The 12,598-nt window shown below is 48.4% G+C and carries 13 protein-coding genes and 3 tRNA genes; 6 read left to right on the top strand and 10 right to left on the bottom strand.

Annotated elements, in window-relative coordinates:
* Positions 1–178 precede the first annotated feature (178 nt).
* From CWB98_RS18510 to nudE, 5 genes are all read right to left on the bottom strand, one after another.
* Positions 179–255, bottom strand: a tRNA-Met gene (locus CWB98_RS18510).
* Positions 256–327: 72 nt separating this feature from the next.
* A tRNA-Met gene (locus CWB98_RS18505) sits at positions 328–404 on the bottom strand.
* 85 nt (positions 405–489) lie between these two features.
* Positions 490–566: transfer RNA gene (locus tag CWB98_RS18500), tRNA-Met, on the bottom strand.
* A 349-nt stretch (positions 567–915) separates the two neighbouring features.
* On the bottom strand, positions 916–1,713 hold the full coding sequence (gene cysQ / locus CWB98_RS18495; RefSeq protein ID WP_138546197.1) for a 3'(2'),5'-bisphosphate nucleotidase CysQ: 798 nt from the start codon (positions 1,711–1,713) through the stop codon (positions 916–918).
* A complete protein-coding gene (gene nudE, locus CWB98_RS18490) occupies positions 1,713–2,276 on the bottom strand; it encodes an ADP compounds hydrolase NudE (protein WP_138546196.1) in 564 nt (187 codons plus the stop codon). The genes cysQ and nudE overlap by 1 nt, the downstream gene beginning before the upstream one ends.
* 61 nt (positions 2,277–2,337) lie before the next feature.
* Between nudE and yrfG the strand changes: the two genes are divergently transcribed.
* Entirely contained in the window at positions 2,338–2,994 is a 657-nt protein-coding gene (yrfG, locus tag CWB98_RS18485; protein WP_138546195.1) for a GMP/IMP nucleotidase, read from the top strand.
* Here yrfG and CWB98_RS18480 read toward each other — a convergent pair whose 3' ends face one another.
* Positions 2,995–3,615: a dUTP diphosphatase gene (locus tag CWB98_RS18480; RefSeq protein WP_138546194.1), complete on the bottom strand. Its 621-nt coding sequence runs from the start codon at positions 3,613–3,615 to the stop codon at positions 2,995–2,997.
* Positions 3,616–3,750: 135 nt separating this feature from the next.
* Between CWB98_RS18480 and CWB98_RS18475 the strand changes: the two genes are divergently transcribed.
* A complete protein-coding gene (locus CWB98_RS18475) occupies positions 3,751–4,392 on the top strand; it encodes a peroxiredoxin-like family protein (RefSeq protein WP_138546193.1) in 642 nt (213 codons plus the stop codon).
* A 31-nt stretch (positions 4,393–4,423) separates the two neighbouring features.
* On the opposite strand, the gene CWB98_RS18470 is transcribed toward CWB98_RS18475, so the two are convergent.
* From CWB98_RS18470 to CWB98_RS18460, 3 genes are all read right to left on the bottom strand, one after another.
* On the bottom strand, positions 4,424–6,760 hold the full coding sequence (locus CWB98_RS18470) for a fatty acid cis/trans isomerase (RefSeq protein WP_138546192.1): 2,337 nt from the start codon (positions 6,758–6,760) through the stop codon (positions 4,424–4,426).
* Positions 6,760–7,140, bottom strand: a complete 381-nt coding sequence (locus CWB98_RS18465; protein WP_138546191.1) for a hypothetical protein — start codon at positions 7,138–7,140, stop codon at positions 6,760–6,762. Before CWB98_RS18465 ends, CWB98_RS18470 begins: the two co-directional genes overlap by 1 nt.
* A gap of 77 nt (positions 7,141–7,217) precedes the next feature.
* A complete protein-coding gene (locus CWB98_RS18460; RefSeq protein ID WP_138546190.1) occupies positions 7,218–7,883 on the bottom strand; it encodes an SDR family oxidoreductase in 666 nt (221 codons plus the stop codon).
* A gap of 127 nt (positions 7,884–8,010) precedes the next feature.
* Here CWB98_RS18460 and CWB98_RS18455 point away from each other — a divergent pair, with 127 nt between their 5' ends.
* Entirely contained in the window at positions 8,011–8,736 is a 726-nt protein-coding gene (locus tag CWB98_RS18455; protein WP_138546189.1) for a hypothetical protein, read from the top strand.
* Between the two features lie 35 nt (positions 8,737–8,771).
* Here the strand turns inward: CWB98_RS18455 and CWB98_RS18450 are convergent, their stop codons facing one another.
* Positions 8,772–9,575, bottom strand: a complete 804-nt coding sequence (locus CWB98_RS18450) for a VOC family protein (protein ID WP_138546188.1) — start codon at positions 9,573–9,575, stop codon at positions 8,772–8,774.
* 153 nt (positions 9,576–9,728) lie between these two features.
* On the opposite strand from CWB98_RS18450, the gene CWB98_RS18445 reads away from it, so the two are divergent.
* The 3 genes from CWB98_RS18445 to CWB98_RS18435 are packed head-to-tail and all read left to right on the top strand — an operon-like array spanning position 9,729 to position 12,157.
* Positions 9,729–10,424, top strand: a complete 696-nt coding sequence (locus CWB98_RS18445) for a hypothetical protein (RefSeq protein WP_138546187.1) — start codon at positions 9,729–9,731, stop codon at positions 10,422–10,424.
* On the top strand, positions 10,421–11,587 hold the full coding sequence (locus CWB98_RS18440) for a M48 family metallopeptidase (RefSeq protein ID WP_138546186.1): 1,167 nt from the start codon (positions 10,421–10,423) through the stop codon (positions 11,585–11,587). The genes CWB98_RS18445 and CWB98_RS18440 overlap by 4 nt, the downstream gene beginning before the upstream one ends.
* Before the next feature lie 3 nt (positions 11,588–11,590).
* Positions 11,591–12,157: a hypothetical protein gene (locus tag CWB98_RS18435; protein ID WP_138546185.1), complete on the top strand. Its 567-nt coding sequence runs from the start codon at positions 11,591–11,593 to the stop codon at positions 12,155–12,157.
* Positions 12,158–12,598 lie beyond the last annotated feature (441 nt).

Genomic DNA, 12,598 nt, shown 5'->3' with positions numbered 1-12,598 from the left:
CCCCCCGACCCCCCCCCCCTCCCCCACCGGCTTCCCCCCCGATTTTTTTATTTTGTGAGCCATTGATTTATGAAGAGTGAACCGACGACATTCGGCGTTACCACTCAGAAAGTAATTGTGGGAGCCATTGATTTATGAAGAGTGAACCGACGACATTCGGCGTTACCACATAAAGAAGTGGTTGCGGGAGCCGGATTTGAACCGACGACCTTCGGGTTATGAGCCCGACGAGCTACCAGGCTGCTCCATCCCGCGCCTGTATGTTCAACGTTTTGCTTCTGTTGATAGAAGAGACAATCGATACTTTCGATTTAACCACTCAGAAAGTGGTTGCGGGAGCCGGATTTGAACCGACGACCTTCGGGTTATGAGCCCGACGAGCTACCAGGCTGCTCCATCCCGCGCCTGTATATTCAGTATTTTACTTCTACTGAAAGAAGCTGGTAGTCAGATTTGAACCGACGACCTTCGGCGTTACCACTCATAAAGTGGTTGCGGGAGCCGGATTTGAACCGACGACCTTCGGGTTATGAGCCCGACGAGCTACCAGGCTGCTCCATCCCGCGCCTGTATTTCAGTGTTTTACTTCTACTGAAAGAAGCTGGTAGTCAGATTTGAACCGACGACCTTCGGCGATTTTGGAATTAACGAGCCCGACGAATGATTTATCATTCTGCTCCATCCCGCGCCTGTATGTTCAACGTTTTACTTCCGTTGAGCGAAGTACCTAAAAAGCATTTATCAAGGCTTAATTTGCCCTAACTCTTTAAGAGGTCGCTATAATATAGAATTGATTTGATAATGCAAGGTCTTAATCAAGAAAAGGGCGTCAACCGCTCAAAAAGCAGTCAACCCACGTTATTTTAACGCCCTTATATGACATTAATTGTCTTAACGACCAAATTTACGGTCAGACTACTGTTCTCTCTGATGTGGGTTGATTAACTTCTGAAACTGCCAGTCTGGGTGGCCCATCACAATAAAGTCAGGATTTTCTGTGCTTTCTCTTTGATTGTAGGTCAGCGGATTAAATTCTGCATCGGTAATGCAGCCTCCCGCTTCTTCAACAATGACCTGAGAAGCTCCGGTATCCCACTCCCCTGTTGGTCCAACGCGTAAAAAGCAGTCGGCTTTCCCCTCGGCCACAATACACGCCTTGAGCGAACACGAGCCCAGTGCCACAGTATCAAACTGGCTGTTGAGATACTGGCTCACCGCCTCAATTTTTTGCCTGCGGCTGACCGCCAAAGTGAGCGTGCCTTTCGGCGCTACCGAAATAGGTTCATCACGCCCTTCGCTGCGCTTAAAAGCCCCCCCCTTGTGAGTAGCAAAATAGGTCACACCTTTGGCTGGCCAGTGGATCACGCCAAGTACTGGCTGGTTGTTTTCAACCAGGGCAATGTTTACCGCAAAGTCGCCACTTTCCAGAATGAACTCACCGGTGCCATCCATTGGATCCAGCAGCCAGTAACGCTGCCAGTGTTGCCGGCTTTCCAGCGGCGGAATGGGGGTCTCTTCAGACATAATTGGTACGTCCGGGGCCAGCGCTTGCAACCCGGCTGTCAGTACTTCGTTGGCAGCCAGATCCGCGGCGGTTACCGGTGTATGATCAGACTTTTCCCGCGCCCCTATGTCGTCTTGCTGATAGATGGCCATAATCGCCTGCCCGGCCTGCACAGCCAGGGTGATACAGGGCTCTAAAAATGACTGCATTAAGCCTCCGTTGTCAGGTACTGTTGTAGTAATAACAGCGCGGCGACACTACGGGCTTCGGTAAAGTCGGGCTGACTCAGTAACGCTTGCCACTGTGCCAGGGGCCATTTAACCACCACCAATGGTTCAGGTTCATCACCGGCCAGTTGCTCCGGGTACAAATCCTGCGCCACCAGTATATGCATTCTGGCGTTAAAGTAGCTGGGTGCCAGTGATAGAGTTTTCAGATCACAAAACTGTCGAGCGCCAAAGCCAACTTCTTCTTTTAACTCACGGTTACCCGCTTCAATAGGGGTTTCACCCGGATCAATCAACCCTTTTGGAAAACCAAGCTGATAATCGTGCGTCCCCGCGCAATATTCTCTTACTAAGAGTAGCTCATTTTCGGCTGATATGGGCACTATCATCACAGCCCCCCGGCCGCCGCCACGAACTCGTTCATACTCACGGCGCTCGCCATTAGAAAATGCCAGCGACAGGGACTCTACCGTAAAGAGCTTACTTTTTGCGACAACCTCAGAGGCTAATATCTCAGGGGGAATTGGGTGCTTTTTCTGTGACATAGAGATTATTTTGCTATCATGGCCATTAACCTCATCATAAAGCCTTTACAGGTAAATGCCTATGTTAAATTGGTCAAAGATCGATACTGTGTTGCTGGATATGGATGGCACCTTACTCGACCTGCATTTTGATAATCACTTTTGGCTGGACGTGATCCCTAAGGCCCATGCCGTCAAACAAGGCCTGACGCTGGAGCAAGCACGTGCCGATATCCTTGCGCGCTACGAAGCCGTTATGGGACAAATCGAGTGGTATTGTCTGGATTACTGGCAGCAACAACTGCAACTGCCTATCATGGAGCTTAAACGCGAAATTCAGCATTTGATCTCTATTCGTGAAGACGTGCCGGCATTTTTGCAGGCGCTGAAAGATGCCGGCAAAGAGCTGATTTTATTAACCAATGCGCACCCTGACAGCTTGAGTCTCAAAATCGAGCGCACCCAGTTTGACCAGTATCTGGATAAACTCATCTCAACACACAGCTATGGTGTCAGTAAAGAAAGTCAGCAACTGTGGCAACAGGTTCAGGCGGATCTGGGATTTGATAAAAGTCGGACGCTATTTGTCGATGACAGCCTGGCGGTATTGGCTGCCGCCAAAGAGTATGGCATTGGGCACTTACTGGCCATCGCGAATCCGGATAGTCAGCAACCCCATAAAGAGATCACTGATTACCCGGCCATTTGTGATTATCGCACGTTACTACCGATCAGCTGATCAGCCCGGGTAGCGTGCCTGCAAGCCCTGATAAACAAGCTTAGCAAAGTCTGGATGTTCAGTATCCAGGCTTTTCACCACTTCAACCAGGTGCTCGTTGTCTTCTTTGCCGTGCCACTGTTTGATATAGCTGCCATCTTTGTAACCATGGTCCTGACGGAAGAAGTTCAGGGTATTTTTACCCACGTAACCGCGATATAAATCATCCAGGGTCATGCCAATCTGCTGCATACATCCGGCAAATGCTGCCGCATTGAAAGCTTTATCGGCCACAGCCGATGCAGCAAGCACTTCCAGCGTTGCCTTAAAGTCTTCAGCATATAATGGTTGTGCCAGCTCGTTATCCAGCTGTGCCGCCAGCGCCTCATAAGATGTCTCTCCATCAATGCGCAAAGACAAGCCAAAGTGAAAGATATCAACCAGCTCCAGAATCACCTGCTCGGTATCCGGTGTTTGTTTTTTCCACCATTTCCAGCCGTAGTGATCCAGCATTTCTGCACACTCAACCCAGATGGCGCGATACCACTCAAATCCCTGGCTGAACCATTGCTCATGCACTTTGGTATTCATGGCGTTTTGCATTTCCAGCATCACTACCAGCTTCGCACTATTTGCAGACATATTTGCGCTCTCACTATTCAGTCAAAGCGCTATGATACCCACACAGTGGCATAATTACCACGATGAGCCACAATGAAAGCTTTTCTGCGCTGTCCCGTTCTAATAGGGTTCATACATCTAATTTTGAGGTTTTACATGCGATCCATATTTGTTGCGTTAACACTGACGGTTACCCAGTTACTGTCCTTTTCTGCGTCTGCTGCGCAAGCCACTAACATTAGTGAACACCCGGAGCAGGTTGCACCTTTACTGCCAGGCCTGACAGCGCCGACTTTAACCCTTCAGGACAACAACGCCAAAGCGGTGGATTTAGAAAAACTGTATCAAGACAAGACGACGGTATTGGTGGTCTATCGCGGCGGTTGGTGCCCGTATTGCTCGCGCCAGTTAGCTGGGCTGCAGAAAATTGAAAAGCAGATAGTCGAGCTGGGTGCACAGATAGTAGCGGTTTCTCCTGACAGCCCGCAGGCACTGAGTAAGAGCAATATCAGCTCCCCCAACTACCGCTTACTCTCCGATGACCAGCTGGCGTTAACCCAGGCACTGGGACTGGCTTATTACCTGGATGACAAAACCGCTAAGGCCTATCGCGACCGGATGGGCGTGCAGTTTGTAGATTTGGATGGCAAAAGCCGGGTGGCGCTGCCTGTGCCCGCTGTTTTTGTGATTGATAAAGCGGGTCTGGTGCAGTTTCAGTATGCTAACCCTAATTACAAAGTACGTCTGGAAGAGAGCGTGCTGCTGGCCGCGGTCCGTGCTGCCAGTAATCTAAAATAATATCCGACGGGCCCGACGGGCCCGCCGTTGATTACCTGTTTTCCAGTCGGTTATAGTCAAACAGGCCATATTCCACACCCCGAGTTTCAAGGGCAATACGGTGCAATAAATCACTGTATTGCCAAAACTGCGGATGCGTTCTGCGGATCCCGAAGGTCGCTTTCAGCGTGCGGTAATCCGACTCAGTGCGGACCTCTCTCAGTTGATGCACAAAGGCGTCGATGTGCGCCTGATTTGGTAGATGCCAGATGGCCTCTGGGTAATCACCGATAAACCCGGGAACTAAGGTCGCGGTATCTTCCTGATAGGCGCGCTGTCCCTCTTCATTCAACAAGCTGGAAATATTAAAGTGCGCATTATGGTGGATCAGGGTGTAGGGCTGATGCGCACCTTTGTTATCGACAGCCAGAATAAATGACACCTGGGGCAATTGGTTGATCGCCCTCACTGGCAATTCATTGAGGGGTTGCAGCGCAGTTGGCACAGCAGTGTAGTCATAGGCTTCATTTAACACAGGCTTTAGATGTGCTTTTAACATGTCATACAGCTCTGCCTGCGGGTCGTCACTTTGGTAGTGGATCCCAGACGGCGCGCCCAGTAATGACTTGCGATTGATAAATTCACTGAGACTCAGATGCGACTTGCGATACCAGTGCTGCTTAATGCGCTGACGATGACTTAGTGGTAACAAATTAAGAAAATTTTGCTCTCCCTCAAGGCGTAAAAAGTCCATATATAGCCGAGTCACCAGCTGATGGCCGATATTGCCGTAAACATCAAACCCTGCAACCAGCAGATAATGGATCCGCTCAAACAGCGCATAATCCAGCACCCAGGTGGTTTTAGGTGCTTGACCGATAAACCCTTTCACCACTGTGGCACTGTCAAAATGACGGAAAATGGTCAGGGCTGCGTTCTGATTATGCCCATCTCCTTGCCAGATCAGATTCATATTGAGTCGCTTGCCATCTGCAAACACCTGGTTGGCTAAAGCCGTTTTGGCTTCAAGATAGTCATGCTGGCGCTTGGCATATTGCGCCCAGCTTGACAAAGGCAGCACATTGCTTTGTTCAGCCGCCGGCAAAAGCAGGTCGTCATCATGCCGGGTCAATAATTGCTCCACAGCCGGCGAGGCATTTTTCTGGGGGTCGACAAAGGCCACCCAGAAGTGATCATTGATCACATTCAGCGCTATCTGGCCGCGACAAACAGGGCCCTTAATAAAGCCTTTAACGATCAGCTCAGCCTCATCAAGCATAAACTGATAACGTGACTTAACGGGGATTGCCGCAAACACCTTAAAGGGGTTGGCAGCCAGTTTAGGCGCATAACCCGGTAACTGCGCCACCTCATACTCACTGTGAATAAACTGCGCCTGCAGACGCGCCAGTTTGTCATCATTCAGTGCCAGTGGCATATGGGTTTTCGATAAAATGGTACTGCGCACCTGCATCAGGCGATAATAAACCCGAGCGACTTTAGGGTCATCAAATGGCCTGACTGTTGCAATCAGTTCAATGGGTTCACCCGGCGGCGTTTTGGAGCGCACCAGAGTAAAAAATGACTGTTTATCCAGGCGATTAAAATAGATGTGCGCCAGGTACCAGTGTTCGTAAATGTACCGTGCTGCAAGGCGCGTTTTATTGTCGTCCTGATTTAAAAAGCTTTCCCACTTCGCCACACTCTGTAACTCTGCCTCACTGGGTGGCGCAATCTGGCTCATGGGCGAGCCTTGCTTGATCCAATCAGTCAATTGGGCAAACTCACTGTTCGTCAGCGCAGGCAAGCCATAAGGCATGCCTGCGTGAGGTTGTTCCTGTGCGTATTCAGGGTATTCGTCCATGGTCGGGCACGTTTGCACTCTGTCCAGTGAAAAATCGTAGTGGTCCGGTAATAACCCTTGTTGAGCAAACGGCTGCGTCTGCTTAAGCAACAAACTGTTATACAGCACGCTGCCGTTGAGGTTGGCATACTCGGTTTGCACACGCTCATTGAGAATGGGCGTAAAGCCTTTTTCGCGCCACTGAGATGTTGTTTGTGCATCAAACAAAAGTCGGGTTGGCGACTGCGCAAGCAGCCGGGTGCCATCGTAAACCCGGGCTTTGCTTACTCCCCTGTCAATCCCCTCAGGCGAACTCAGCTTGAGCTGACAGGGTGCATCGTAACAACCATGACAAACCACACATCGTGTATCCAGAATCGGTTTTATGTCGCTCAGATAAGTAGCGCCCTGTTGTGCTGATTGGGGTTGCATACGCTGCTGTGTCTGCTGCGGCCCAAACAGGTCATCATAATGGTTGACACCTAGTGCCACACAACCACTTAGTAAAGTGACTATGCCAACCAGTATCCAGCCGGATCTACGCATTATGCGCCCTCTTCGCCATCTTCATCATCCAGCCCCAGATCAAACGTAGGCATCATTTCCATGGGCGGAGAGACAAACACCGCCTGGCTTTCGCAACTTAATACAGCGCTCAGCACCGGTCCATGATTGAGCAACAACTGTGCCTGATGGCCCTGACTCAGAATCTCAGCCACTTGCTGCTCAATATTACCGATCTGATAACCCTCAAGTGGAATACTGACACTTTGCTCAGGAGCTGGGTTCTGGCAAAGATTCGCCAACAGGTTAGCATCCAGAACGACTTCTAAGGTCAGATCCGGTTGCTCCATATCACGCTCGGTCAGATTATCGTCCAGTCTAAATAAAGGCAGGTTTAGTGGGGTGTTTTCTTGAAGTTCCATGAAAATTAGCTCATTTATGCAATTACCTGAGGGAAGTTTAGCACAACTTTGCTCGTCACTGATGCCCCGCTTCATGCTTACCAGGGCAGACGTTCGCCATTTGAATGCCAGAACCCGCCACTGGTTTCCAGCGTCAGCTCATCGATACGCTTAACCAACCGTTGCGCCGCTTCTAGAGGTGAGATATCACCTGCATAATTGACCATTTCAGTCTGCACAAATCCGGGATGCAACAATGCCACAGCCACACCACGAGGTTTGAGCTCATGCGCCAGGCTGACACCCGCTGCATTCAACGCGGCTTTCGACATGCGATAACCAATGTATGCACCCGAACCATTGTCTGCAATAGAGCCCATTCGACTGGTGATCATCGCCACTTTAGCACCTGTTGCCAGGTTGTGCTGCAATGCATGCGTCACGCGAACTGGCGCTACGGCATTAACCATGACTTGCTGCTCCAGTGTCGCAAAGTCCATGTGGGCGAGGGATTCGTTACGGAAAATACCTGCATTATTAATCAGGATATCTATCTTCAGATCTGCAAGCTCTGCTGCTAAGGTCTCGATATCTTCTGGCACGCTAACATCAATGCCTTCAATAACAGTAACATCCAAAGACTGTAATGCTTCTGAGCTACGACGCACCACCGCCGTGACCCGCTCACCGACAGCTAAGTAATGTCGGCATAACTCCAGGCCAATCCCGCGATTTGCGCCGGTGATCACCACATGTTTTGACATACCTTCCTCCTCATTTGAGTATTTTCACTCATATTGACATGCTCACTATTCTATAGATTACAGCGATGACTTTCAGCCCTAGCAGGTTCTGCTACTTTTAAAGAGTACCAGTTAAGGGAGGACACTCTTGCCAAACTACCTGCTCATGCTTGCTCTGCTGTGGTTACCTTTGGCACAAGCAAACACCTATCGTATTAATGTCAGTGAGGCCCTGTCATATAGCCTGGGGCAGCAGCAAATCACTGCAATGTTCACTGAAATATATGCCCCCATGGGCATTAGGCCTGAGTTTGAATTTCTGCCCAGTGAACGAGGCCTGCAGTTGGTGAATGAGGGGGAGCTGGATGCAGAAGCCGGACGCGTTGGGTTAGTTGGTGCACGTTATTCAAATTTAATTGCTGTGCCGGCACCACTGAGTGAACTCAGATTAATGCTACTATGCACAGCTCCAAAGTACTGTGAATTATCCAGCGAAACCGACTTGGCGATTATCGCCGGCAACTTAATTACCATGTGGTATTGCGAGCAACACCAGCTCAACTGTAACCCGGTGCAAAACAACATTTCGGCGTATCAGGCTCTGAGTCGTGGTCGTGTCAATCGCATCCTGGTTACTGACAAGTATGCTCTGGGTTCACTGTGTGAGTCTGGCTTGACGACTCTGTATAGTAAAGTCGCCGACGAAAGTTTCTTTACTGTGTACCACTACGTTCACAAAAAACACCATGCTTTGGTACCAAAACTCAGTGCTCATATAAAAGCCATCAGAAAAAACGGACAACTCCGACACTACGTCTCGCGACTGCAAAATGCCTTCGCTCACTGCCAGGGGCAACTCATCTCTTTGGACTAATCCCCGGAAAACGAGGGCACCCGATTCACATCAGGCTAAGGCTCAATGTCATGCATAACAGACTGAATAATTGAAAAAACGGCCCCCTGAGGATCCGTGATCACCGCAAAGCGGCCGACCTGGGGAATGTCCGTGGGTGGCACACACACTTGCCCGCCAAGCACTCGAGCTTTCTCAGCCATGGCGTCGCAATCCAGCACAGCAAAGTAGGTCATCCAGTGGGCAGGGATTTCTTCTCCCCACTCCTCTGTCATCTGCAGCATACCCGCAACCACCGTATCGCGTGCACTAAACAACACATAATCCATACCTTCCATAGGTTTATCTTGTGCCTGCCACCCTAACAATGCGCTGTAAAACGCCCTGCTTTTTTGACTGTTGCGTGTTGCCAACTCATGCCAATAGGGAATATTGGCTTCCAATTCACGTTTACAACCAATGTGCTCCTTGGCTTGCCAAAGCGCGAAATGTGCCCCTTCAGCAGGCTCCTGCAACATGACCATTCGACCGGCTGACGGTACATCATGTGGACCGGCAATAATCTCCGCACCGAGTGCGGCTGCGCGCTCAGCCATTTCATCCACATTGTCCACCGCAATATAGCTCAGCCACTGACTTTGCGCACCCGCATCTTTTTGTTGCGGCATCATCTGATACATAGCAGCAATATCATCATCGTGCTTTTGCAGCATTGTGTAATACGCGCCTTCACCAATTGGCTGGTCATCAAAGCCCCAGTCGAACAGCTGTGTATAAAACGCTTTCGCTTCCTGCCAGTTGCTCGAACACAATTCCGACCAGCAGAAAGACAAGAGTTTGGGAGCGTGAATTTGCGCCATAATCAGACCCTAAAAATGCTTGTATGTTTAGCTTTTAAAGCTAGCAAATAAATACCGAAACGCCAGCCGAAACCCTCTACACTTCCTTACAATTTATTGCAAATCTTTAATAAATAGATTATTTTGTGACAGTTTTAATTAAAGGTACTAAAAATGATAAAAAAACTACTCACCATTGCCCTTTTCAGTGCTTTACTACTTGCACAGGGGTGTGCACAAACCAAAAAATATTCAGGTACAACTGAATTAAAAACCCAGACTAATGCAAGTTCTAAAATACTGTTAATGCCATTGGATGTTGAACTTTCAGAGCTATCGGCACTTGGCTTTCTTGAAACCAAGGCTGATTGGACAGAAAATGCAAAAGAGCATATGACAGGGGCGATCTCGGAGTATATGACAGGCAAACAGACAGATACAATCGTCTATCAACCAACCAGCACAGACCCGGAAGCAACAAACTACCAACTGTCCAAATTGCACGAAGCTGTAGGTTATTCTGTCTTGGTTCACCACTTAGGTCACCAGCAGCTTCCAACAAAAAAACAAAAATTCGATTGGAGTTTAGGGACAGATGCACAAACGCTCGCCAAAGAATCAGGAGCTGACTATGCCCTGTTCGTTTTTGTCAGAGATAGCTATGCAAGTGCAGGCCGTGTAGCTATGCAAGTATTACTGGGCGCCCATGGTGGAATTCAGGTTGGCTTCGCCTCTCTAGTTGACTTGAAAACGGGTGATATCGTTTGGTTCAACCGTTTAGTTAGTACCAGCGGCGACCTACGTACTGAAAAAGCGGCTAAAAAGACTATTGGTAATCTTCTCGATAGTTTCCCTGCTGCAAGCAAATGATGAAAGGTTACTCTATTGTGCTAGCCTTGCTATTACTCATAGCAGGCTTATCAAATGCTAACGGGCAGGAGCTAACGTTTGCTCCCACGATTGACATTAAGTATGAACCTGACTGGGCATCCGATGAAGGCGGGTTTTGGTACAAAGTCAATGAACTGGAAGAAGACGTAAAGCGCTCGCCTTATCTGATACGTGACAAAGAACTGAATCAATATGTATCTGAGATGGTATGTAAGATTGCGGGGGAATATTGTTCTTCAATTCGCGTTTATATTATTGATAATCCGCACTTTAATGCTGCGATGTACCCCAATGGGATGATGCATGTATGGTCAGGGCTGTTATTGCGTGTCGAAAATGAGTCGCAGCTCGCTGCAATCTTAGGTCATGAAATAGCCCATTTTTTACGAACGCATCAAATAGAGCAGTGGCGAAAAGCACAAAGCTCAGCATGGGCAACTGTGCTGCTCGATGCCGGTATCGCGGCAGTTACGGGTGTATATGGTTTGGCAACTATTGCCATGTCAGGAAATAATGCAGCTTTTAGCCGACAGCATGAAAAAGAAGCCGACATAATGGGCACAGAACTCATGAACAGAGCTGGATTTGATCCAAATGAAGCAAGCAAACTATGGCACTCTGTCATGCACGAGCGTGAGAAGGACAAGAGTAAGGAGAGTGACTTGGCTTTTTGGGCAAGCCATCCACCCTCCAAGGAACGCAATGAGTACCTGGATAAACATGCCAAGCGCCTAGTAGCTGATAAGCCAAAAGCACATGTAAAGCCACTTGTTCCAATACTTTCAAGCCGTTACTACATGCTGATGAAAGGCCATATTGAGCTTGAAGAGCTGGAACAAACTCAAGTGTTGTTAAAGCGTCATCAAGCCTTAGGTTACCCTCCGGCCTATATCAATTATTTCTATGGTGAGTTGTATCGAAAACGTGGTAACGCCGGAGACAAGGAAAAGGCTATTTCTTACTATCAAGAAGCAATAGAGCATCCGACTGTACCATCCTCCGCATACAAGCATCTGGCATATCTTTATCTAAAAGATAAAAAGAACATTCTGGCGAAAGAGCACTTCCAAAAATACCTGGATGCAGAACCAAAAGCCAAAGATAGAGCCATGATCAAATATTATTTAAAATCTCTGGGATAAAAAATGAAAAAACTACTAATTATTAGCATGCTACTTATGCTTAATGCATGCGCAGCTTTCAAACTCGTCAAATCTCAACAAACAACGGTACATGGTATTACCCTAACGCCGACCAGCACCTGGAACAAAGCCGGATTCAATCAGCATAAAAAATCAGAGCTGTGGACTAAAGACGGCCTTGGTTTGAATGAGCTTTATATCATAGGCAATATCAACGAAGGAGAGAGTATCTTTAAGTCACACAATAAAGAGCTACCTCTACCCACCTTCAAAAAAGGCATGCTACCAAATGAGCTAGAAGAGTTCATTAAGACCTCTTTGAAAAATAGTCATGGTGGTACAATCTCCGTCATAACAGAGAACATGTCACCGGTTGAACTTGGGGATGATATTGCATTTCGTTTACAGCTTTCATATTTTCTGGAACATGGCCTGAAGAAATCCGTCGATGCCTTGCTGACCACTAAAAATGATAAGCTTTATGTCATCATGTACGTTGCACCAAGCCTGCACTACGCACAAAAGCACCAGTCAGAGATCAATAGCATCTTCGAAAGCGTTATAATTTAAAGTATCTCGCGGGCCGGGCTAGCAGTAGCCCAGCCCTATCGTTCCACCAATCCCCACCTTCTCCTGCTCAGCGCCGTTATCTGAATTCCAGAAATTAAAAAAGATCACACCTTTTACAAGGAAACGACCTTTCCCACTGTGTTACTGCAATCTGTAGATTATTCTACGATTGTGGCTACGAGCACCTACATTCCCCTGTAGAGAGCGCCACCTATCGTGCAAAGGATAATGACACAGTGCTTGCACTGGCATTTCCTTTGCGCAAGGGCGACGCATGAACGAAGCACCGCTTCGCAGCATGAGGAGGTGAGCGCACGGATGCGCGATGGGCGTTGCTACATGGATGTACTTCCACACCGCATTTTCCATCGCCATATTTCAGGCATTAAAAAAGGCCGCACCTTTTACAAGGAAACGACCTTTTCACAGTGTTACTGCAAT

The organism is Pseudoalteromonas rubra (assembly GCF_005887115.1).
Classification (GTDB): domain Bacteria; phylum Pseudomonadota; class Gammaproteobacteria; order Enterobacterales; family Alteromonadaceae; genus Pseudoalteromonas; species Pseudoalteromonas rubra_F.
The sequence above is the reverse complement of the archived record's forward strand: the minus strand, read 5'-3'. Positions and strand labels throughout refer to the sequence as shown.